Below are 21,551 nucleotides of genomic sequence, written 5' to 3' on the forward strand. Positions count from 1 at the left end.
TAGCCTTGTATTCCGCCCTTTTGATTCTTGGTGTTAACCTTTGTTTTAACCTTTGCTCAGAAAACCTGAAGCCAGCATATTAAAAGCGTCCAGTGTTTTTGGCAGCATGGTCTGAGGATCTTTACTGGATGCCAGCCAAAGCGCCGCATTTAATGCCGCACCGTTTAACAACATAGCAGCGGCTTCCGGATCTACTGCTTTGACAATACCTTGCTCGATCAACTGCTCAAGCTTAGCTCTGGTCGCCTGCAGGCAACGATTTTGACTTGGCCACTGCGACGGGTCACCCAACACTGCAGGGCCATCCAGCAATACAATGCGCTGCACTTCAGGGTCCAAAGCTTTTTCTATATAAGCCGCACCTTCTGCCAATAAACCTGACCAGATGTCTGCTGCTTTGGCTCCAACAGACTGTGCATAGTCCGCCATTTCAGAATCTATCTGGTCCACCACAGCAGCAAGCAAACCACGTTTATCACCAAAATTATGGTACAACGCGCCGCGGGTTAAGCCAGCTTCAGCGGTTAAATGATCCATAGAGGCCGCCGCATACCCCTGCTCAGCAAAGGCCTTTCGTGCCGCTGCAATCAGCTTTTCGCGGTTTTCCGCCATTTTGGTTAATCGGATGCTCATCTGAAACTCCTTTCACATACGCCATGTATGCCACTTGACATACGAAGCGTATGCGAGATATTCTACATACGCCTCGTATGTTAAACCAATTCAACATACAGGACTATTAAAACTATGCGGATTGTACAGTGCCCACACTGCGATCTGCAGCCATGCAGTCCATCCAACGAAGAGAGCTCTATCATGATCAAAAGAGAAAGCATTTTTCCTGCCAACAGACATGCACTCTATGAAGAGCATGGGTATTCGGCCGCTATACGTTCAGGCGATTTATTGTTTGTATCAGGCCAGGTTGGCAGTCATGCGGACGGCAGCCCGGAGCCAGATTTTGAGCGCCAGGTAGAATTAGCCTTTGACAATCTGCAAGCAACGCTGGCTGCTGCGGGCTGTGGTTTTGAGGATATTGTCGATGTCACGACTTTTCATACCGATCCACAACATCAGTTCGGCAGCATTATGAAAGTTAAACAGAAGATCTTTGGTGCTCCCCCTTATCCAAACTGGACAGCTGTTGGGGTGACCTGGTTATCCGGCTTTGATTTTGAGATTAAAGTGATAGCCCGAATTCCGGCCTGATGCGGGAAAAACAAAGGACTCTGGATTAAACAACGGCAGCAGGCATACCCCTGCTGCTGTTGTTTCGTATTGTCACACTTAGTTAAAACGGCAGTTGATTTAACAGCTCGTCATCGACGGTATTGGCCAGCGTCACCTGCAACTTAGGAGAGCGCGCCATTTCACGGCGGATGGCAAAATCGGCTTCTTTGTTACGCGCCCAGCTACGACGAGCTATGCCGTTATTGACATCAAAAAACAACATGGATTTTAACCGGCGTTCCGCTTCACCTGAACCATCCAGCAACATACCAAAACCACCGTTAATCACTTCACCCCAGCCAACACCGCCGCCGTTGTGAATAGACACCCAGGTGGCGCCGCGGAAGCCGTCACCTATGACGTTATGAATAGCCATATCCGCAGTAAAACGGCTACCGTCATAAATGTTCGAGGTTTCACGGAAAGGTGAATCTGTACCACTGACATCATGGTGATCGCGGCCTAATACTACTGGGCCTATCTCGCCACGGGCTATGGCCTGGTTAAAGGCTGCAGCAATTTCAGCGCGGCCCTGAGCGTCGGCATATAAAATGCGCGCCTGTGAACCTACCACTAATTTGTTTTGTTTGGCATCCAGGATCCAGCTGATATTGTCCTGCATCTGCTGCTGAATTTCTTCCGGCGATTCTGCCATGATTTTTTTCAGCACTTCTGCAGCTATGGCGTCGGTTTTATCCAGATCGTCCGCTTTGCCTGAAGTACAGACCCAACGGAAAGGGCCAAAACCATAGTCAAAACACATAGGGCCCAAAATATCCTGCACATAAGACGGATATTTAAAGTCGATGCCGTTGGCCGCCATTACATCACCACCAGCGCGGGACGCTTCCAGTAAAAAGGCATTGCCATAGTCAAAAAAGTAAGTGCCTTTGGCTGTGTGTTTATTCACTGTAGCAGCGTGACGTTTTAAGCTGTCCTGCACCTTGGCTTTAAACAGCTCCGGTTCTTCGCGGATTAACCTGTTGGCTTCGTCATAACTGATGCCAACAGGGTAATAACCACCTGACCACGGGTTGTGTAACGAGGTCTGGTCTGAGCCCAAATGCACAAAAATACCCTGCTGATCAAAGGCTTCCCATACATCCACTACGTTGCCGATATAAGCAATAGATACTACTTCGTTGCCAGCCTGAGCTTGTTTCACCCTGGCAATCAGAGCGTCCATGTTATCAATCAGCTCATCCACCCAACCTTGCTGATGGCGTTTGATGGCAGCTTTTGGATTAACTTCAGCACAAACCGTAATGCAGTTAGCTATGTTACCCGCCTTAGGCTGCGCACCACTCATGCCACCTAAACCTGCGGTTAAGAAAATTTTACCTTTGGGTGTATCACCTTTTTGCAGCACTTTACGGAAGGCGTTCATCACTGTAATGGTAGTGCCGTGCACTATGCCCTGCGGGCCAATGTACATAAAGGAACCGGCCGTCATCTGGCCATATTGGGTCACACCCAGGGCATTAAAACGTTCCCAGTCATCCGGCTTGGAATAGTTCGGGATCATCATGCCGTTGGTCACCACCACCCGCGGTGCTTCAACGGATGAAGGGAATAACCCCATAGGGTGGCCAGAGTACATATGCAGCGTCTGGTCTTCAGCCATTTCGCTTAAGTACTTCATGGTTAAGCGATACTGCGCCCAGTTCTGAAATACAGCGCCATTACCACCGTAGGTGATCAGCTCTTCCGGGTGCTGTGCCACGGCTGGATCTAAGTTATTGTCGATCATCAGCATAATAGCGGCAGCTTGCTGGCACCGGGCCGGGTAGTCGCTGATAGCACGGGCTTTAATGGCGTACTCCGGCTTAAAGCGATACATGTAAATACGGCCAAAGTTATTCAGTTCCTGCGCAAATTCAGCCGCCAGTTCGGCATGCCATTCTTTTGGGAAATAACGCAACGCATTACGTACCGCCAGCTGTTTTTCTGCTTTGGTTAAAATGTCTTTGCGTTTTGGCGCACGGTTGGCATCCAACGGATAAGCTTTAGCCGCAGGCAATACAGCCGGAATACCTTGTTTAATCTGATCCTGAAACGTCATCATCATGGCACTCCCTGTTAGTTCACTGCAAAAGCGACATGAAAAGCCTGGTTGCGAACCAGCTGGATCATCGCATCAATGTCCGGCTTTAACAGACGATCCTCTTCCAGCTTGGCCACTTTGGCGCGGATAATGGCATGATTTTCTTCGATTAAATCTGAACAGGTATGAGGACGACGGAACTCAATAGCCTGTGCCGCATACATCAGTTCAATGGCGAGGATTTTCTCCAGATTGCCCAAAATCTGATTCAGCTTACGACCCGAGATACTGCCCATAGACACATGGTCTTCCTGGCCCATAGAAGTCGGCACACTGTCAGCAGATGGTGGGAAACACAGAGATTTGTTTTCTGTCACCAATGCTGCCGTAGTGTACTGCGGGATCATCAGGCCGGAATTTAAACCACCGGCTTTGGTCAGCAAACGTGGTAAACCATGTAGACCTTCCAGTAACAAATAACAACGGCGGTCAGAAATATTGCCAAGCTCAGCTGCTGCTATCGAAGTGTAATCCAGTGCCATCGCCAGAGGCTGACCATGGAAACCACCACCGGACAAGGCTTCTTCAGCGCTGATGACGATTGGGTTGTCTGTGACTGAGTTCATCTCAATCTCAACCAGTTCTTTTAAATGGTAATAGGCATTGCGTGACGCGCCATGCACTTGCGGTATACAACGCAGTGAATAAGGGTCCTGCACTCTGGCACAACCAAAATGCGACGCCATATTTTCTGAGTCTTTAAACAGCCGGCGCATCCGCGCTGCTACTTCGATATTACCGGCAAAAGGACGGATTTGATGCAATTCAGCACGGAAAGGTGAACCACTGCCCTGCATACCTTCAATGCTCATAGCGCCCGCCACATCAGCTAAGTCCAGCAGGTAACGCATTTTGGACAATGCAGTGATACCGTGCGACAGAATAAACTGAGTGCCGTTAATCAGACCCAAACCTTCTTTGGCCTGCAGTTCCAGTGGTTCTAAACCATGCTGACGTAAAGCTTCAGCGGCCTGAATACTTTCTTTACCTTGCCAGAACTCGCCTTCACCTATCAGTGGCAGGAATAAATGCGACAGCGGCGCTAAGTCACCTGAAGCGCCAACCGAACCTTGTTCTGGCACCACAGGAATCAGGTCCAGCTCAATAAATTTCAGCATACGCTCAACCACTTCCAGCCGCACACCAGAATAGCCCTGGCTCAGTGCATGCACTTTAGTGATCAGCATCAGCTTAGAAATAGCTTTGGCAATAGGCTCACCTACACCAACCGCATGAGTGATCAGCAGGTTTTTCTGCAGCAGCGCGGTTTCAGCCGGTGAAATCTGGGTGTCGCATAAAGGACCAAAGCCCGTGTTGATGCCGTAAATGGCTTTATCTGAAGCCGCCATTTGGTCGACACAGCTGCGGCTGTGATTAATTTTTGCTATAGCTTCAGCATTTAACTGCGCTTGAATACGGCCTTCTGCAATAGCTTGTACTGTGTCCAGGTCAAGACGGTCAATGCCATAATTAAACACCATCTTCTACTCCTCTATCTGTTGCTGTGCTTGAGCCTTAAAGGCCAGAGATAAGCTAATGCTAGCTTGCTGTTGATGTTTTATAAATACATAATAACCGTATCTTATTCCGGAATTATCGAACTAAAGAGTGAGTCCTTATGCAAGTCCAGGACGTTGATTTACGCTTACTGCGAATTTTTGTCACCATAGTGGAATCCGGCGGTTTGTCGGCAGCCGAATCCAGGCTAAATATTGGCCGATCCACCATCAGCGCCCATTTGTCCGATCTGGAAATTCGTTTAGGTGTGACCTTGTGTAAACGCGGCCGCAGCGGTTTTGAGCTGACTGATGCTGGCCGGGTAACCTATCAGGCGTCTCTGCAACTGCTGCAGCAATGTGAATCCTTCGCAGCTACAGTGGCAGGCTCCAGACACACCTTGTCGGGCCGTGTCACTATTGCCATTGTTGATACGCTGATCAGCGATCCACGTTGTGGTGTCGCCAAAGCCATAGCTGCGCTGAAAAACAAAAGCAGCAATCTGCAGTTTGATATTCATGTGTGTGAAGCGCGTGAAGTAGAAACAGCAGTTGCCAATGGCCGCTCTTTAGTCGGCATTGGCGTCAGCCGTCATCATATCCGTGGCCTGCATTACCAGCCGCTGCATCCGGAAACCAACTATCTGTATTGCGCAGCCGGCCATGCTCTGTTTGACTGCGTTGCCAAGGACAGCAGCAGATTGTTGGCCCAGGCCGAAGTGGTGACCAGTAACTACATGAGGGATAAAGAGATCCGCAACGACGGCCTGAACTATCAGAACAGTGCCAGCGCTTACCATGACGAAGGTATAGCCCACCTGATTTTATCCGGTAAGTTTATTGGTTATTTGCCTGAACATTACGCCAGCTACTGGGTAGAAAAAGGCCTGTTTCGCGCCATTCAGCCGGAAAAATACAACTACCAAATTCCGGTGGTGCTAATCACGTCAAAAAGCAACAGCAGCTCACCTCTGGCCAAGGCCACTATTGAGGAGGTACAGCGATGTCACCGGGACTGAATATTAACCAGGGTAATAAGCTGCAAGAATCCCTGTTACCGCCGCAGAAAATGAAACAGAGAAGGAACGAATTAGCAGTACCCCACAGGATCGGCATTTGCCTGTGCCAGCGGCGCAATCAGCTATCCTGACATTTATCCGGTAACACAAGTCTATTGCATAGAATTCGCTATCACCGACAAAAAACTTAAAAATCACTTTCCAAAAACACGAATGCAACGCTTTAAGTACATAAAAAACAACATATTACCTTTATTGATTACAGACTTTATTACTGCTGATCTTTTTTTTCAAAATACATAAATTTAATTAGCACTATCATTTCATCCACTATTAGACTGCCTTGATTTAGCTCAAACTAATGTTGTAAAGAGTAGGACTAATGCGAAACAACCAACCAATAACAAGAAACGAAAAAACCTTTCCTGATACCACCAAACTGATTTCTGTGACAGATACCCAAGGCACTATTATGGAATGCAACGACGCATTCGTTGCAATCAGCGGTTTTGAAAAAAACGAGCTGATTGGACAACCACATAATATTGTCAGGCACCCTGAAATGCCCACGGCAGCATTTAAGGTTATGTGGGAGCATCTGAAAGCAGGAAAAGCGTGGATGGGGCTGGTCAAGAATCGCTGCAAGAATGGCGATTATTATTGGGTCGATGCCTATGTCACGCCAATCACTGAGAAAGGCAAAATTATTGGCTATGAATCTGTGCGCTCCAGTCCTAAGCGAGAGGATGTAGCCAGAGCGGAAGCTGCGTATGCAAAAATTAATGCCGGCAAAGCCTTAACCAAAGCCCCTCTAATATCGAAAACAAACTGGGTACTGGCAGCTGCACTGCTGTTGTGTACAACTCTCTTTCTTGCTGGCTTTCAGACCTTGTCTGAACTACTAATTGTGCCTTCTGTATTAATTTATGCCGTTTTGGTTTCCCTGAAAAACCAACGCACTCTCCAATCGCTCAATAATATGCTGGCAAGTAGTTTTTCGCATGAGCTGGCGGCACAAACCTATACAGATTCTCATGGCACTCTTGGCATGCTCAAAGTGGCGATGTTAAGTCAGGCTGCCCATTTGGGGGCTGTAATTACCCGTATCGAAAATGCGGCACTTCATGTTGCCAAAGAATCAGAACAAGGCCATCGACTCACGTTACAAACCTGCAGCGCCATAGAAAGGCAGCAAGCTGAAACGTTTCAGGTGGCAACAGCGATGAATGAGATGACCACAACCATAGCGGAAGTCTCTAAGCATGTGTCTGATACAGCGTCTCACGCCGATGTCGCCAATGGTTTAGCCATCAAAGGCAATCAGGTGGCCGAGGTCACCCGACAATCGATCCAAAACCTCAGAGATACAGTGTCGGATATCAGTACCTCAGTAGCAGAGGTGTCCGAGCAAACCAAACTCATAGCTCAGGCTGCTCAAATCATTGAACAAATTGCCGATCAAACCAACTTACTGGCTTTGAATGCGGCCATAGAGGCGGCACGAGCCGGCGACCAAGGACGAGGTTTTGCTGTGGTCGCCGACGAAGTTCGTCACCTGGCCAAACGCACTCAGGATTCAACCCGTGAGATTTACTCTATTGTGCAGCAGTTAACCTCTAAGGCTGAAAATGCTGTCACCACTGCCAAACTGGGTACTGTGGCCGCAGACGAAGGCCTGTTAAAAGTGCTGGAGAGTGGCAAGATGCTTAATGGCATATCAGAGGCTGTCGAACAAATAACTCATATGTCGACTCAAATGGCTGCGGCAGTGGAGGAACAGGCTAATGTAGCCGATGATATAAACAGGCAAGTCGTGAATATTTCTGATTTGGCAGGAACCAGCTCGGGCAGTGCAAATAACACGTCTGATTCTATTACTGTGCTAAAAACCACTGCAGATGAATTACACGAACTGGTAGTACGGTTCAAACGCTAGAGGCCAGGCAAGTCATACCCACCCTGAACGCTCAGATGAAAGAGGTTCAGGCTGACTCACGCCTCTCTGTCCGTCACTGACATTGAAAACCAGCAGCAGGTTCTGCCTTGTTCGAGCTGTTAATTTGTTGCTGGCTATCCAGCAGATTGCTGTCACGGGGCGACAGCTGCAGCGCTGCTTCTATCAGTGTGGTTGCTTTTGCCTTGCAGCCTTGCTCGCTTAACAACACAGCGTAATTGTTCAGATAGGCTATTTCCTGCTGTGCAAAAGGCAGACCTTGTTCAAACCAGCGGGCCGCTTCTGCAGGCTTGCTGGAAAAATAATAATTACCCAATAAAAAATAAGGGAGCCAATAATCTGGCCACTGAGTGGTCGCTGTTTTTAGCGCAGCAATACCGCTAAGGACCTGTTGTGTAGTGAGTAAATCCTGACTGGCTTTGGTGTAAATAAAAGGCTCAAGCTGCGAGCTACTTTTGCCTGGGGGTAACATGGCTAACAACCAATAACTCCCCCTCGCCCAGGTGCGTTCAAAGGTAGAGAAGTCCAGCCGATAGGCTTCAGTCACCCCTGTATGCAATATAACTTCCTGGCTGTGCAGGTCATAGCCAATCACCACCGCATAATGCCACTGTGGATACCAGGCGATAGAGTTGTTTTGCAGCACTATCACAGGAATGTTTTCTGCCACCAGACTTAACAATTGCCTCATAGTGCCGCGCTGTGCGTAAGCAAGTAGCCCCAGTTGTCGTGTTGCTGCGGCCATTTCAATTTGCAACGTGCCTTGTAAACCGGGAATAAAAGTAGCGGGCGCTATAGTGACAGGGTCTTTGTTTAGCCCATAAAAACCAGCCACTTCAGCTAAGGTTGTTGGGCCGCAAAAATACTCTTGCTGCGGATAAAAAGGGACCTGCGGGATCAAATGCTGACGGGCAATAGCAGGAGGCTGTGCCAGCAACAACTTAGTTTGTGGCGGCGTTTGGCAGCCTGTCAGTAAAATCAACAAGCCCGCCAGAAGGCAGACTTGTCGTAGTAAAACCAGCAAACTCAACGGTTAATTGGATTGATAAAAGGGTAAACGTCTGTGACACCCAATAAATCCAGCAATGCAATGATGGCTAAGACAGTGACTATGGCACCAACCACACCACCAGCTGGCATGTCGTTCATCTGCGTATTCAGCGCATTCAGCTCTTCGGCAGTCATGTTAGCGATACGTTGTTTGGCATCAGCTGGGCTGACACCCAGTTCAACAAGTTTGTTCTGCACTTCGGTGCTGTCAACAAAAGACAATACCTGCGCTTTATTGAAGTTGAACTGCTGATGAGCAATCACTTGTTCTGAACTTACTACAGCGGCGCTCGCCTGGCTCATACCCAGAATGAACAGCGGACACAGGATGCTGGCTTTTAAAAATTTATTCATATTTATTTATCCTTAAGCTCGTTGTTTTTATGGAAAAAACCGTTTTTAGATAAAATTCAAAGCACTAACTGGTTAAGCTTCACCTGTCCTGAAGAGTAAAGCATATGACTGTTATGCGCAAATAAAGCTCATGGGGGTAATCTCCATCATGGGTAAAGCCGCCAGAGCACTAGCGCAGTATATTTGCACGGCTTTATGTATTCAGGGACAGCTCTGCGGTCGCATCTCTAACCCCTTTGTGACAACGGGAACAGGCTGGGCGGCAAGCGAATCGAGAAACCAGAACACAATAACAGCCAGCGTAACTCCAACCCACCAAGGCAAAGCGGCAGCCAGATTAAATAAGTCTTCCAAAAAGTTAGTTTTCTTTCTGCGAGCCATCAGCACTCCATGCTCTGCAACTGCAACATCATTGTTAAGTCACTTCAACTTAGGTGGGTCGAAAATCAAGATACGGGTACAGACTAAAGCCACAGGCCAGGATGAGCAAGTGGCTTGAGCTACTTTGGTTTTACCTATTTAAGAAATCATTGCTTACAGCTTGAGCATTGCAACTAAAGCGGCTTTTCAATAAGGTGAAGAAAATTAACTTGTTAGCCCCCCCCTCCTGGCCGCTAACTCAAGGACGACCACGTTATGCCTGCACCTAAGTTACTGCGTAAAACTCAGATCTTCCTTGTGCTATGTAGCGCCTATGCAGCGGCAGCCTTTGCAGCCGGTTCGGATTCGACCGCGCTGAATGAGAAAATCAGCCGTGTAGAACAAGGGCTTTCGACTTCAGTGGTTGTCAAAGGCGCATCAGCGCAAAAAATGCGGCTTACAGATCGGATGCACTATCATCAAGTACCTGCCGTAAGCATTGCAGTTGTAAACCATGGTCAACTGGAGTGGGCTCGTGCTTATGGAGTGAATGTCACAGGAAGCACTGAACACACCACGCCAACCACCTTATTTCAAACTGCGTCCATCAGCAAAGCAGTCAGCGCCATGGCGGCATTACATCTGGTTGAGCAAGGAAAACTCAAACTGGATGGCGATATAAATAACCAACTGAAAAGCTGGAAGCTGCCTGACAATGAATTCACTAAAGAGCATAAAGTCAGCCTGCGACAGTTGCTAAACCACAGTGGTGGCGTCAATGTGCATGGTTTTCATGGCTATGAAATGACTCAAACAGTGCCAAGCCTGCTGGCAGTGCTGAAGGGGGAAGCCCCGGCCAATACGGAGCCAGTGCGTGTTGAAGCCATACCAGGCACAAAGTGGAGCTATTCAGGTGGGGGCTACAGCATCATCCAGTTGCAGATGATGGAAGCCAGCCAACAGGAATTTCCGCAGCTATTACAAGACATCGTCTTCACGCCTTTAGATATGCAGCACAGCCGCTTTACAGCACGCTTACCGAAAGAGCAGCGTAATAATGCGGCTGCAGGACATAACGGCAGCGGTGCAGCCATTCCCGGCTTGTGGCACCAAAACCCTGAACTGGCAGCGGCTGGCCTGTGGAGCACAGCATCGGATTTGGCAAAAATCATTATGGAAGTGCAAAAGTCAGAGGCTGGAACGTCTAACAAAATACTCTCCAGCCCAATGACCAAAACCATGTTAACCCGCGGCTTAGGTGAAACCGGCCTTGGCTTCTTTGTTGAACAACAACCAGACAGAACCAGCTTTAGCCACAGTGGTGGAAATGACGGCTTCCGCTCCTTGTTGTTCGGCTACACAAAAACCGGCCAGGGCGCAGTAGTACTGACCAACAGCGACAATGGCATGGCATTAATTGAGGAAATATTTGCCAGTATTGCTGCCGAATACAACTGGCCTGACTTTAAGGTGACAGAAAAATCAGCCATAGCCTCAGACGCAACACTGAACCAACAATTAGTAGGCGAATACCTGCTGTTAGATAAACCCGCTTCTATCACAGCCGAAGGCAACCGCCTGTATTTCCAAAGTAATTTAATCAGCGCCAAGCGCCTCGAACTACACCGCGAAGCACAATCCAGCTTCTTCCTGACAGCCCCGGATGCCACAATCCGCTTTGAAACAGATGCTAAAAATGCGGTGAAGGGGTTTGCTTTGATTAAGGGGGTGAATACTTATCCGGCTAAGAAAGTGAAGTAACTCATGTCAACGAGATTAATGAGTGTTTAGTTAATTGGTGGCGATTCGCAATGCTGCTGAAAGTAACATGCAAATTACTACTACCTAAGCCCCAAAACTGCAATTGGCTGATCGAGCGGTATTAACCGAAGAAACAAGCGAACTTGTCTTCTGCAACGATTCTTAGTGCTTCATCTATGGTTCGCACTGATGGCTCCGGCTCGTAGCCGTACCATTTCAGGTTGGCGCGCATCCAGAAGATGTTCCAGCTATTCCGAGTCCGCACATAGGTCAACTTAGCAAAGGGATATTCGTGGATCTCTGTTTTGTTCTGCCAGTCAGGACGAACCTCATAAAGCACCAGACTCTGCCGTTCTATCTTGGCCGATAAATCAAATTCATGCCGGATGTCTGGCCGTGGCCGACGCTGCTTCATAAAAGCGTCAATCGCTTTTTCAATGCGGAATTGCTCAAATTCGCTAAATGCCATGCTTTATCTCAAACTTTTCAATAGATTAGGATAACTCAGAACCCGTCGCTGAACTGACTCAGCAGATCCATACGCTGATGCAGTACCCGAGCTATTTCAATGACACCTTGGGCAGCTGCACGGTAGAAAATGACGTGCTTGCCGGATGGAAAGCTACGTGCACCGGCATAAACCTCACTCCGCTCTCGACCTAACTCAGGATTTTGGGCAAGCGTAAGCACGTTTTGTCCAGGCTTTCTAAATATGCTCTGGCCCGTAAGCTGCCCCAATTGGTGATCGTTGTTGCGGAGATTTCACGAATGTCTGCTTCGGCCAACCGTGTGAGCCGGTAACTAGCCATGCAGGCTTCGATTCACTTCATCAAAAATATCCAACACACTCTTTGACGATTGCTCACCTGCTGATAACTGCTCAAAACCTTTCGCCACTTCCTGCCGCAGAACGTCCAGCTGTTGCTGCTTCAGCATGTCTTTTTCAAACAGTAAACGAAGGCCGTCTCGTATCACTTCGCTGGCTGAGGTATACATGCCAGACGCAACCTTTTCCTGAATACGTTTTTCAAACTCAGTGCCTAATGTGATGTTCATTTCAGCCTCCAGACAATAACGTCATAGATGCATATTATGCGCATATCACGCACTTCGCAATTTAAAATCCAGTGCAAGTATCGATCAGCAACATAGCAGATTGAATCGACCAGTCGCTCGACACAGCTGTACTTCGCCGCTTTGACTTTAAGCTTGAGTGTGACTACCTGACAGCTGAGCAAGCAATCACGCTCTACAAGCGTGTTCTGAGCGTCAAAACACTGTCTACGGACGAGCGCGAAAGACTGACTGCGCTCAAGTACTTAACCCCAGGCGATTTTGCAATTCTCGCAAGACGCCTCAACTTCGATACCAATTCAAACCCTCGCCAATCGGCACTTCTGCTGCTGAAAGACGAAAACCAACGCAAGCACCCCTCGTCAGGCATTGGCTTTATCCGCTAAGCACTGACACCCACATTACAAGGTGAATGTTATGACTACATTATTGAGTTCTCTCAAGGTGATCGACCGTCCAAAAATCGAGCCTAAGCCACCAATTTTAGGCAAACGCATGAAGCTGATAGAACGGCTGGACGAACAGCTGGCCATGGTGCAGTGCATGTTAGCTGGGGAGCCCTTCGAAGCCTTTAAAGAAAAGGTGGTAAAACATCCCTAAACCTGAGAGCGCCAAACCATCCGTAAACGCAAGGCTGTCCGGCCTTGATACTACGAAGCCAACGAACACTACTACTTTGAGATCAAGGTTGGCCTGAAATCCATGGAGCTGGAAAAAGGCAAAACTGCGATTGCTGTTGGCCCCAAAGACAAACTGCTGGATGTGATTGGCACCATCATCAAAGCCGTGGAGAAAGGCGAGCTGGACACGCACATTCTGGCGCTGTCACCGCCCAAAGCGCCGAAGGTCCGCAACAGAACCAAGAAAACCGTTTAACCCATGATCAACCAACAAGGCCTGCACTCACTGCGGGCCTTGTGCTTTTTAGGAGTACCACAATGAACATCAACACCACCAACCTGCCATTAGCAGTAAGCGATAAACTGACAGACCTCATCAAAGAGGCGTTGAAGGGCAAAGACCTCACCAATAAAACCAGCGTTACCCTTAATTTCAGGGACCCAGACTACAGTGCAGAAAAGGGTGGCTACCATCCGGTTGAGATCATGCTAAAGCGCAAAGGCGATGAATGGCACATGCTGTACATCACCGACTTTTGTTATGCGGATATCGGTCCCTATGCTGAACTGGTCAAAGACTTGGATTTTGATTTTGGGGCGGGCGTGTTTCAGACCCTGTACGGGTATTACCGGATAGAAGAGGCATTAGACATCTATCCGGTGTGGGAGCAGAATTTTTGTTGTTACCGAAGCGAGTTTGACGTTTACACTTGTCAGGTGTCTGCTTAGCAGATACCTTAATGCCGAACTTAAATATGTGAATTTTATTGGATTTTAAAAATGATGGAATCGTTTGAAGAGGAATACAAAGGCTTCACCATTTACATCGAGCCTTGCATTTACAACTGAAGCGGCATTGGAAGAAGCAAAACAGGCTATCGATAACTTGCCAACAGAATAAAATCGCTCAGTACCGAGTGGGCTAAGAGCCCATCATTTTCTGCAAGGCCGGTTCAGTTATCCCTCCTCTATGAACATCGTCATGGCAGATGTTACAAAGAGTGATTAGGTTATCCGCAGTATTTTCGCCACCTTCGACATGATGTTTTAGATGATGTAGCTCCAACATGCTTCTCTTATCCGATGGGTGACGTTTAGATATAGTCCAACCGCAAGATTTACAGGCAAAATGATCCCTCTCCAACACTGCAATCCTAACTGGATCGGGTATCCGGCGGTCATGAATCTCTGCCTGAACCTCAGTTGCAAGAATGTATACGCCGACTGGGAGCTCCGACGCTCCAGAAGCCTTAGTTAAAATCTGCCATCCTTCTTCAGTACGCAACTCTCTAACCCTTCTAGCCCACTCTGATTTATCAGAGGCTAAGTACTGAAGCTCCTCTCCCGTAACGTGCTTACCGACGTTTGCTTTGAAGTACGTAAGCAATTTGTCTTTAACCGATATCTTTTGCTTTCTAATCTGATTCGCAGTGTTCCAGCGAAAGGCTGCATCACGGTCCTGCTCATCTTCCAACAAAAAGTAGGTATCAGGCTTTATCTTGGAAACATCCAGATCCCAAAACTGATCATCATCGGCAATTATACTTTTAAGAGACTTCCCACTGATGATAGGCCAACCAGCCTCGACACGAAGCTCACGAATTCGGCGTGGATATTCACTAATACCAGCAACGATAGCAAGCTCGGTACCTGCAATCAACGTTTGAGGATAACGGCGGATGTAAGCCAAAATGCGATCTCTTGCCGAGTTAGCATCCTCATCTTTGACAAGAGAACTACCCAAGTCTCGAAATTTTTCGCTGGCTGGAATCAATGCCAAAACTTGTTGGCGTAGAGACCCCCCTTCAAGAACACTCTGAAAATTGGTGAGCAGTTGGACAACTTCTGATCTAAGTTTTTCTGCATCCATTCGTTTAGAACGTCTAGCCATTAAGCTGCCTTTGCTTTTCTCACCCTATTCAAGAGTAATTCAGAAACATAATCGGCTAACTTAGCCGCAAATACTGGAGGAACAGCATTACCAATTTGGCGTGCAATTTCAATCTTTGTCCCTGTAAAAATAAAATCATCAGGGAAAGACATCAATCTTGCAGCTTCACGATGGGTAATTGGGCGATGTTGATCAGGGTGTAAATAGCGCCCTTTTTCTGGTTTGAAAAATTCTGTTCTTATTGTAACTGAAGGCCGATCCCACCATAACCGACCGAATAGATCAGTACCGCCAGACGTTTTCTTAATCCAACAATTTGGCGTCAGATCGAGCCTATTTCTCTGCAAATCGAAACGATTCCCACCGACAGGAACCGCTTTATAGCGTTCAAGACTTACATCAGTTGGGGTCCGACCAAAATGAAGATTCAAAGGTGGATTTTGATCATGCCTGATGTCTGTTCCATGTGGTTTTTTTGGCAAATCAGCGATTGCATCTTTAACTGTACGCCAAGCAGGCAAGCTTGATTCAGTAGAAGGAGAGGCAAATAAAGGTTTTGGAGGAAATGATGGCAAAGCTGCGCCCACAAAATCACTTCGCTTGATCCCTATAGCAATGGCTCTTTTTCTGGTTTGTGGCACACCGTAGTCTGCAGTATTCAATACCGCAGGTGTAATAATGTCAAAACCTAGCTCATCCGCACGTTTTTCAATATCTACAAACTCGGGACTTTTGAGCAACCCAGGCACATTCTCCATAACAAAAATTGAAGCACCTGATTGTTCGACAATATCCATGTAGGGCTCCCACAGGGCTCGTCGATGATCTCCGTCTCGATTTTTATTAAGTAAGCTAAATCCTTGGCATGGAGGACCACCGATAATTACATCAGCTTGAGGTACTTTTGACTCAGCTAACCAATCCTCGATGCTTGCATTAACACAGTGATTGGTTGAACTAAAATTGGCGTTGTATGTATTAACTGCTGCCTTGTCATTATCGATGGCAAATACACTCTCAAAATGCCCTGAAAACTGTTGCCCGACAAATCCCAGAGTCATGCCACCGGCACCACAGAACAAGTCGAGTAATCTGTATTTTGTAGTCATTTTTTGAGTCTCTAATTCAACGCTATACTTGGCAAAACCAAACTAATGTAACTCTTGGATTTACGATTATTCAAGAATTAAAATAGCAGAGTACTGTATATAAATACAGGAATTAATTAGGGAATTCAAAATACTGTTAGTAACTGATTGTATGAAAGAGAAATTTTTATTTGAGCAGCAGTGATTGGTGCCTAGGGTCGGACTCGAACCGACACGTTATTTCTAACGGCGGATTTTGAATCCGCTGCGTCTACCGATTTCGCCACCTAGGCATAGGGGACATGCTCTAAAACTTTGCAAATCTTTGCATCAGATTCGCATTTTTAATAACTCATGAACTGTAGACGTTTCAATGAGTTATGTCTACCACTTTCTCAGACGCTTTGCATTTTGAATCCGCTGCGTCTACCGATTTCGCCACCCAGGCATTGAGGGGTCGTACAGAAGTAAACGCTTGCATTATACAAAGCGAATGGCGTGGCGCAAGCAAAAGTTTCAGCTGGCTGTCTGGTTGCGCATTTTTGCAGCAGTTTCGAAAAAACAAAGCTGCGTGATACACTTAGCGCCAATTACAGAATCAATAAAAGTCAGGACACACTGATGTATCACGAATCTCCGAAGGCGGGTTTGTTCCGCCGTTTAGCGGCTATTGTTTATGACGTGCTGATTTTAGCAGCGCTCTGGATGCTGGCTATGGGTCTGGCGCTGTTGCTGGTGACTATTCTGGATAAGCTGGGTTTAGTTTCACTGGCGGCTTATCAGGATCAGGCTGATTTTATTCAAAAACATGCGATTTGGTTTCAGCTGTATTCGCTGTTAGTGTTTTTGTGGTTTTACCTCTACTTCTGGGTCAAAGCCGGACAAACCCTTGGCATGCGCGCCTGGCGTATTTTGTTGATCCAACCCGATGGCTCTCCCATCACGCTAAAACAAGCAGCGCTGCGTTTACCGGTGTCTTTGTTGGGCCTGGGTAACTTCTGGTTGTGGATCCGCTGGGGCAAAGGCTTAGCGCTGCAGGATCAGGTCACAGACACCATAGTGGTAAAGCTGACCAAAGATGAAAGCAAAGCGTTGAATTTACATCATAAAGCGGGCTAAAGCAGCACCGCACAATCAGATATAAAAAGGCAGAATTCAGTTCTGCCTTTTTATATCCAGAGCAACAAGCTTCGCTATTTCTTCTGCAATAAATACATCGCCAGCCCTATAAACAAGGCCGAAGGTAAAACTGCACCAAACACAGGCGGTAGCTGGTAGACCAAAGCCACAGGACCAAACACCTGGTCGCTCATATAAAACGCGAAGCCAGTCAGAATACCCATCAGAATACGGGCCGCCATAGTGACGCTGCGCAGTGGTCCGAAAATAAAGGACAATGCCACCAGCAACATAGCAATAATGGTTAAAGGCTGCGTCGCCTTGCGCCAGAATGCCAACTCGAATTTACTGCTGTCTTGCTGGTTACTCTCCAGATAATCAATGTAGTCGGTTAAACCTTTGAGGGATAACAACTCGGGCTTCACCGACACCACACCCAATTTGTCTGGTGTTAAGGTAGAGCGCCAACGTTGTTCCTGCCACTGATGTTTTTCCACTCTGTCATCGCGAAAATGCAAGCGGCTGACGTCGCTTAAACGCCAGGAATTGCTGACAAAAACTGCGGTTTTAGCACTGACAATAGCCTGAAGTTTTAAGTCTGTATCAAACTCATAAATGGTTAAATCGGTTAAATTACCGAAGTCATCGACCTGTTTAATATTAATAAAGTGATCGCCGTCTTTGGCCCATACACCTTGGCGTGCTGAAATTAAATCACCGCCTGATATGGCTTTAGTGCGCAGTTCACGGGCGGTTTTTTCAGCGACAGGCGCACCAAATTCGGCCACCAGCATCACGATCAGCATCATCAGCAAAGAGGTTTTCATCACCGAGTTGATGATATTGAGCCGCGATAAACCCGCCGCTTGCATCACCACCAATTCACTGTTGCTCGCCAGCATGCCCAAGCCTACTAAACCGCCTATTAACGCCGCCATAGGGAAAAACAAAATTAAGTCGCCGGGCACACTGAACAAGGTAAATAAACCAGCCGACAGCAAGTCGTAATCGCCCCGCCCTGTTAAACGCAGTTGGTCGATAAACCTGAACATGCCAGATAAAATCATCAGCACAGTCACTGTCATCAGCACTGTGGTTAATATGGTGCGGCCTATATACAGGTCGAGGATCTTAAACATGAGATGCGCGCCCTGTGATTAATGCTTTGAACTTCTGGCCTAGGGTACGGTGTTTAACCAACATGATTATGCCAAAAATAAGACCCAGCGCGTGGATCCACCACATGCCCAGTTGTTGTGGAATAGTACCGTCTTCAATAGCCGAGCGACAGCCAATCAGCAGCATGTAATACAGCAGATACAACGCCAAAGCAGGTAATAAACGGCCAAACTTACCCTGACGCGGATTCACCTTGCTCAGCGGCACGGCAATGAGCATCAGAATAGGAATAGACAGGGGGATAGCGATACGCCAATGCCATTCAGCTGCAGCTTCTGGCCCTGTTTGTTTGCGTAGCTCAGTCGTTGGTAAACTGGATAACTTACGACGTTTTTGTTCTACCTGCTGCTCACGAATTTGGATTTGGTATTTACCGAATTCCACCACTTCATAAGCTGGAGAACTGGTTTCACCGGCATAACGACGACCGCTGTTGAGTTCCAGCATCTGGGCGCCGCTGGCGTCTTCTTTTACATTGCCTGATTCGGCATAAACAATAGAGGTTTGGCCGCCTGCTTCTGCCGGAGTTTGTGCCAGGAATACTCTTTCTAACTGGCCGCCGTCACGACTGATCTCATGCACAAAGACCACAGCTTTTTCATTGGAGGTTTGCTGGAAACGCCCAGGAACTAAACTGGTGAGGCCAGAGTCGGCTTCGGCTTGCTCTAAAATCTGGTATTCACGTTCTATAGACCAGGGGCTTAAATACAAAGTAACAAAACCTGCGCCCAGCGCCACCACTAAAGACAAGAGCAATGTTAAGCGGGTGACATACCATTCGCTGATGCCGGTGGCGTGTAACACAGTCATTTCGCTGTCGGCATAAATTCGGCCATAGGCTATTAATACGCCCAAAAAAGCACTTAAAGGAATAATAACTACGGCCAGTTGCGGCAGCTTTAATGACAAAATGGTCAGCACTAACTGACCCGGAATATCACCATCTGAAGCGTCAGCCAAAATTTTCACAAAGCGTTGGCTCATGATAATAGTGATCAGGATCAGGAAGACCGCCAATTGGGATTTAAACACTTCACCAATCAGATAACGAAAAACAATCAAAAATGCCCCCTAAAACCTGTCTTTTTGCTGGAACCCTGACGATTTTTAAGTAAACTGGATATTTACAGCAATTATTATTGACTAAAGTGGCGATAAATCCGAGCTTTTTTATAAAGCAGGACAAAATATCATCACAAAGAAGCCCACTGTAACACCGAACTAACTTGGTATAGTGGCCGGAAGTCTTAGAATCAGGAGTGAGCATGGAGTTCAGCGTAAAAAGCGGTAGTCCGGAAAAACAACGAAGTGCATGTATCGTTGTCGGCGTTTATGAGCCGCGCCGCTTGTCAGCGGTTGCCGAACAGCTGGATAAAATCAGCGAAGGCTACATCAGCAATTTATTACGTCGGGGCGATTTAGAAGGCAAACCCGGCCAAATGTTGTTATTGCACCATGTGCCTAACGTGTTGAGTGAACGTGTACTGTTGGTGGGCTGTGGTAAAGAGCGTGAGCTGGACGAACGTCAGTACCGCCAAATCATTGCCAAAACTATCAGCACCTTAAACGAAACCGGCTCAATGGAAGCTGTGTGTTTCTTATCTGAGTTGCATGTCAAAGGCCGTGACACCTACTGGAAAGTACGTCATGCGGTGGAAACCACCCAAGATTGCTTATACGTATTCGACAAACTAAAAAGCCGCAAAGACGAAACCCGTCGCCCGCTGCGTAAAATTGTCTTTAACGTGCCTACCCGTCGCGATTTAACCATAGGCGAAAAAGCCGTTGAACATGGTTTAGCTGTGGCCGCTGGTATTAAGGTCTGTAAAGACGTGTCGAATATGCCGCCAAACATCTGTACTCCGGCTTACCTGGCCGATCAGGCCGTGGCGTTAGCACAACACGACAAAGTGTCGGTCGAAGTGCTGGGTGTGCCTGAAATGACAGCTTTGGGTATGCATTCGTACCTTGCTGTTGGCCGTGGCTCAGAAAACGAAGCCAAAATGGCGGTGATTAAATACAACGGCGCCATGGATAACAGCGCGCCTGTGGTGTTAGTCGGCAAAGGTTTAACCTTTGATACAGGCGGTATTAGCATCAAGCCAAGCGATGCGATGGACGAAATGAAATACGACATGTGTGGCGCAGCTTCAGTGCTGGGAACTATGCATGCCGTGGTTAGCTTAGGTCTGCCCGTGAATATGGTGGCAGTGCTGGCTGGCGCTGAAAATATGCCGGATGGCCGCGCTTATCGCCCTGGTGACATTTTAACTACTATGTCTGGCCAGACGGTTGAAGTATTAAACACAGACGCCGAAGGCCGTTTAGTGCTGTGTGATGCCTTAACTTATGTTGAACGTTTTGACCCGGATGTGGTGATAGACGTAGCGACTTTAACAGGCGCTTGTGTCATTGCTTTAGGTAAACATGCTTCAGGTTTATTAAGTAACCATAACCCGCTGGCGCATGAAATTTTAAATGCCTCGGATCAAAGTGGTGACAGAGCCTGGCGTTTGCCGTTGTGGGATGACTATCAGGATCAACTGGAAAGCCCGTTCGCGGACTTCAGTAACTTAGGTGGCCGTGCCGCCGGTACTATTACCGCCGCTTGTTTCCTGTCGCGCTTCACCCGTAAATACAACTGGGCGCATTTGGATATTGCCGGCACTGCATGGCGCAGTGGTGGTAAAGACAAAGGTGCAACAGGCCGCCCTGTGGCTATGTTGACCCAGTTTTTAATTAACCGTGTCGGAACCGACATCGAGGGATAACAGTGCCTCAAGTCAGTTTTTATCTGCTGCCGGAACAGGCAGCAGAAGCTGAATCACAGCTGGCGTCAGAGCCAGCTTTTTTTCATGTAGCAGCAAAACTTTGCGCCGATTTGTATCAGGCCGGACAGCGGGTTTTTGTGTTCTGCCAAAATCAGGCGGACGCCGAACTGCTGGATGAGGTATTATGGCGCTTTGATCCAGAGCGTTTTGTGCCACACAATCTGGCGGGCGAAGGCCCTGCACGAGGCGCTCCGGTAGAAATCAGCTGGCTGCCTCCAAGCAACGCGAGGCCGGTTTTAATTAACCTGTCGGCAACAGTGCCGCCTTTTAGTCAGCGTTTTCAACAAATTATCGAATTTGTTCCAGCCGAAGAACTGCTTAAGGTTCAGGCGCGGGAACGATTTAAATTTTATCGCCAGTCGGGGTTAACCCCGCAAACAGTGCAGCTCTGATGGCCGGCCTGCGTTTTTAGTGAGAGTTT

At 47.6% G+C, this 21,551-nt stretch carries 21 protein-coding genes, 1 tRNA gene and 1 pseudogene; 10 read left to right on the plus strand and 13 right to left on the minus strand.

Translation table 11 applies throughout. From position 1 onward, the window contains the following. Positions 1-45: 45 nt before the first annotated feature. Entirely contained in the window at positions 46-633 is a 588-nt protein-coding gene (locus tag EK374_RS17060; RefSeq protein WP_127025747.1) for a TetR/AcrR family transcriptional regulator, read from the minus strand. 183 nt (positions 634-816) lie between these two features. On the opposite strand from EK374_RS17060, the gene EK374_RS17065 reads away from it, so the two are divergent. After that, a complete protein-coding gene (locus EK374_RS17065) occupies positions 817-1,209 on the plus strand; it encodes a RidA family protein (protein ID WP_127025748.1) in 393 nt (130 codons plus the stop codon). 82 nt (positions 1,210-1,291) lie between these two features. Here EK374_RS17065 and EK374_RS17070 read toward each other — a convergent pair whose 3' ends face one another. Together EK374_RS17070 and hutH are read right to left on the minus strand one after the other, a co-directional pair. Further along, positions 1,292-3,298: a urocanate hydratase gene (locus EK374_RS17070; protein WP_233280274.1), complete on the minus strand. Its 2,007-nt coding sequence runs from the start codon at positions 3,296-3,298 to the stop codon at positions 1,292-1,294. 11 nt (positions 3,299-3,309) lie between these two features. Beyond that, positions 3,310-4,815 carry a histidine ammonia-lyase gene (hutH, locus tag EK374_RS17075; RefSeq protein ID WP_127025749.1) on the minus strand — a complete coding sequence of 502 codons (1,506 nt, stop codon included), beginning with the start codon at positions 4,813-4,815 and terminating at the stop codon, positions 3,310-3,312. A 137-nt stretch (positions 4,816-4,952) separates the two neighbouring features. Between hutH and EK374_RS17080 the strand changes: the two genes are divergently transcribed. Next, entirely contained in the window at positions 4,953-5,849 is an 897-nt protein-coding gene (locus EK374_RS17080) for a LysR family transcriptional regulator (protein ID WP_127025750.1), read from the plus strand. 382 nt (positions 5,850-6,231) lie between these two features. After that, the gene (locus tag EK374_RS17085; RefSeq protein WP_127025751.1) at positions 6,232-7,785 is read left to right on the plus strand and encodes a methyl-accepting chemotaxis protein; all 1,554 of its coding nucleotides are present in this window, start codon (positions 6,232-6,234) and stop codon (positions 7,783-7,785) included. Between the two features lie 73 nt (positions 7,786-7,858). Here EK374_RS17085 and EK374_RS17090 read toward each other — a convergent pair whose 3' ends face one another. Beyond that, positions 7,859-8,785, minus strand: coding sequence for a PA2778 family cysteine peptidase (locus tag EK374_RS17090; protein ID WP_233280275.1), 927 nt, complete (start codon positions 8,783-8,785; stop codon positions 7,859-7,861). Between the two features lie 44 nt (positions 8,786-8,829). Next, positions 8,830-9,207 (minus strand): PA2779 family protein, encoded by a 378-nt coding sequence (locus EK374_RS17095; protein WP_127025752.1) that lies wholly within the window; start codon positions 9,205-9,207, stop codon positions 8,830-8,832. Positions 9,208-9,843: 636 nt separating this feature from the next. On the opposite strand from EK374_RS17095, the gene EK374_RS17105 reads away from it, so the two are divergent. After that, a complete protein-coding gene (locus tag EK374_RS17105; protein WP_127025753.1) occupies positions 9,844-11,328 on the plus strand; it encodes a serine hydrolase domain-containing protein in 1,485 nt (494 codons plus the stop codon). Positions 11,329-11,449: 121 nt separating this feature from the next. On the opposite strand, the gene EK374_RS17110 is transcribed toward EK374_RS17105, so the two are convergent. From EK374_RS17110 to EK374_RS17120, 3 genes and pseudogenes are all read right to left on the minus strand, one after another. Next, positions 11,450-11,797 (minus strand): DUF3024 domain-containing protein, encoded by a 348-nt coding sequence (locus tag EK374_RS17110; protein ID WP_127025754.1) that lies wholly within the window; start codon positions 11,795-11,797, stop codon positions 11,450-11,452. A gap of 35 nt (positions 11,798-11,832) precedes the next feature. Next, positions 11,833-12,137: pseudogene (locus tag EK374_RS20805) on the minus strand (type II toxin-antitoxin system RelE/ParE family toxin). Beyond that, entirely contained in the window at positions 12,130-12,384 is a 255-nt protein-coding gene (locus EK374_RS17120; RefSeq protein ID WP_127025755.1) for a type II toxin-antitoxin system ParD family antitoxin, read from the minus strand. The pseudogene EK374_RS20805 and the gene EK374_RS17120 overlap by 8 nt, the downstream one beginning before the upstream one ends. Positions 12,385-12,819: 435 nt before the next feature. On the opposite strand from EK374_RS17120, the gene EK374_RS20810 reads away from it, so the two are divergent. From EK374_RS20810 to EK374_RS17130, 3 genes are all read left to right on the plus strand, one after another. Then, positions 12,820-13,002, plus strand: coding sequence for a hypothetical protein (locus EK374_RS20810; RefSeq protein WP_206099233.1), 183 nt, complete (start codon positions 12,820-12,822; stop codon positions 13,000-13,002). A 102-nt stretch (positions 13,003-13,104) separates the two neighbouring features. Next, positions 13,105-13,278 (plus strand): hypothetical protein, encoded by a 174-nt coding sequence (locus EK374_RS20815; protein ID WP_206099234.1) that lies wholly within the window; start codon positions 13,105-13,107, stop codon positions 13,276-13,278. A 62-nt stretch (positions 13,279-13,340) separates the two neighbouring features. After that, on the plus strand, positions 13,341-13,751 hold the full coding sequence (locus tag EK374_RS17130; protein WP_127025756.1) for a DUF2787 family protein: 411 nt from the start codon (positions 13,341-13,343) through the stop codon (positions 13,749-13,751). A gap of 193 nt (positions 13,752-13,944) precedes the next feature. Here the strand turns inward: EK374_RS17130 and EK374_RS17135 are convergent, their stop codons facing one another. The 3 genes from EK374_RS17135 to EK374_RS17145 form a co-directional block, all read right to left on the minus strand. Beyond that, positions 13,945-14,913, minus strand: a complete 969-nt coding sequence (locus EK374_RS17135) for an HNH endonuclease (protein WP_127025757.1) — start codon at positions 14,911-14,913, stop codon at positions 13,945-13,947. Beyond that, positions 14,913-16,022 carry a DNA cytosine methyltransferase gene (locus EK374_RS17140; protein WP_127025758.1) on the minus strand — a complete coding sequence of 370 codons (1,110 nt, stop codon included), beginning with the start codon at positions 16,020-16,022 and terminating at the stop codon, positions 14,913-14,915. The genes EK374_RS17135 and EK374_RS17140 overlap by 1 nt, the downstream gene beginning before the upstream one ends. A gap of 185 nt (positions 16,023-16,207) precedes the next feature. Further along, positions 16,208-16,294, minus strand: a tRNA-Leu gene (locus EK374_RS17145). A gap of 328 nt (positions 16,295-16,622) precedes the next feature. On the opposite strand from EK374_RS17145, the gene EK374_RS17150 reads away from it, so the two are divergent. Then, positions 16,623-17,120, plus strand: coding sequence for an RDD family protein (locus EK374_RS17150; RefSeq protein ID WP_127025759.1), 498 nt, complete (start codon positions 16,623-16,625; stop codon positions 17,118-17,120). A gap of 74 nt (positions 17,121-17,194) precedes the next feature. Here the strand turns inward: EK374_RS17150 and lptG are convergent, their stop codons facing one another. Next, entirely contained in the window at positions 17,195-18,259 is a 1,065-nt protein-coding gene (gene lptG / locus EK374_RS17155) for an LPS export ABC transporter permease LptG (protein WP_127025760.1), read from the minus strand. After that, entirely contained in the window at positions 18,252-19,361 is a 1,110-nt protein-coding gene (gene lptF / locus EK374_RS17160) for an LPS export ABC transporter permease LptF (RefSeq protein ID WP_127025761.1), read from the minus strand. Before lptF ends, lptG begins: the two co-directional genes overlap by 8 nt. 203 nt (positions 19,362-19,564) lie before the next feature. On the opposite strand from lptF, the gene pepA reads away from it, so the two are divergent. Together pepA and EK374_RS17170 are read left to right on the plus strand one after the other, a co-directional pair. Then, positions 19,565-21,070 carry a leucyl aminopeptidase gene (gene pepA, locus EK374_RS17165; protein WP_127025762.1) on the plus strand — a complete coding sequence of 502 codons (1,506 nt, stop codon included), beginning with the start codon at positions 19,565-19,567 and terminating at the stop codon, positions 21,068-21,070. Between the two features lie 2 nt (positions 21,071-21,072). Then, positions 21,073-21,522, plus strand: a complete 450-nt coding sequence (locus EK374_RS17170; RefSeq protein WP_127025763.1) for a DNA polymerase III subunit chi — start codon at positions 21,073-21,075, stop codon at positions 21,520-21,522. Positions 21,523-21,551 lie beyond the last annotated feature (29 nt).

The organism is Rheinheimera mangrovi (genome assembly GCF_003990335.1).
Lineage (GTDB): Bacteria > Pseudomonadota > Gammaproteobacteria > Enterobacterales > Alteromonadaceae > Pararheinheimera > Pararheinheimera mangrovi.

Excerpts from the sequence above, each read along its gene's own strand:
- EK374_RS17060 (WP_127025747.1), bottom strand. The coding sequence starts at position 633 with ATGAGCATCCGATTAACCAAAATGGCGGAAAACCGCGAAAAGCTGATT.
- EK374_RS17065 (WP_127025748.1), top strand. The coding sequence starts at position 817 with ATGATCAAAAGAGAAAGCATTTTTCCTGCCAACAGACATGCACTCTAT.
- EK374_RS17070 (WP_233280274.1), bottom strand. The coding sequence starts at position 3,298 with ATGATGATGACGTTTCAGGATCAGATTAAACAAGGTATTCCGGCTGTA.
- hutH (WP_127025749.1), bottom strand. The coding sequence starts at position 4,815 with ATGGTGTTTAATTATGGCATTGACCGTCTTGACCTGGACACAGTACAA.
- EK374_RS17080 (WP_127025750.1), top strand. The coding sequence starts at position 4,953 with ATGCAAGTCCAGGACGTTGATTTACGCTTACTGCGAATTTTTGTCACC.
- EK374_RS17085 (WP_127025751.1), top strand. The coding sequence starts at position 6,232 with ATGCGAAACAACCAACCAATAACAAGAAACGAAAAAACCTTTCCTGAT.
- EK374_RS17095 (WP_127025752.1), bottom strand. The coding sequence starts at position 9,207 with ATGAATAAATTTTTAAAAGCCAGCATCCTGTGTCCGCTGTTCATTCTG.
- EK374_RS17105 (WP_127025753.1), top strand. The coding sequence starts at position 9,844 with ATGCCTGCACCTAAGTTACTGCGTAAAACTCAGATCTTCCTTGTGCTA.
- EK374_RS17110 (WP_127025754.1), bottom strand. The coding sequence starts at position 11,797 with ATGGCATTTAGCGAATTTGAGCAATTCCGCATTGAAAAAGCGATTGAC.
- EK374_RS17120 (WP_127025755.1), bottom strand. The coding sequence starts at position 12,384 with ATGAACATCACATTAGGCACTGAGTTTGAAAAACGTATTCAGGAAAAG.
- EK374_RS20810 (WP_206099233.1), top strand. The coding sequence starts at position 12,820 with ATGACTACATTATTGAGTTCTCTCAAGGTGATCGACCGTCCAAAAATC.
- EK374_RS20815 (WP_206099234.1), top strand. The coding sequence starts at position 13,105 with ATGGAGCTGGAAAAAGGCAAAACTGCGATTGCTGTTGGCCCCAAAGAC.
- EK374_RS17130 (WP_127025756.1), top strand. The coding sequence starts at position 13,341 with ATGAACATCAACACCACCAACCTGCCATTAGCAGTAAGCGATAAACTG.
- EK374_RS17135 (WP_127025757.1), bottom strand. The coding sequence starts at position 14,913 with ATGGCTAGACGTTCTAAACGAATGGATGCAGAAAAACTTAGATCAGAA.
- EK374_RS17140 (WP_127025758.1), bottom strand. The coding sequence starts at position 16,022 with ATGACTACAAAATACAGATTACTCGACTTGTTCTGTGGTGCCGGTGGC.
- EK374_RS17150 (WP_127025759.1), top strand. The coding sequence starts at position 16,623 with ATGTATCACGAATCTCCGAAGGCGGGTTTGTTCCGCCGTTTAGCGGCT.
- lptG (WP_127025760.1), bottom strand. The coding sequence starts at position 18,259 with ATGTTTAAGATCCTCGACCTGTATATAGGCCGCACCATATTAACCACA.
- pepA (WP_127025762.1), top strand. The coding sequence starts at position 19,565 with ATGGAGTTCAGCGTAAAAAGCGGTAGTCCGGAAAAACAACGAAGTGCA.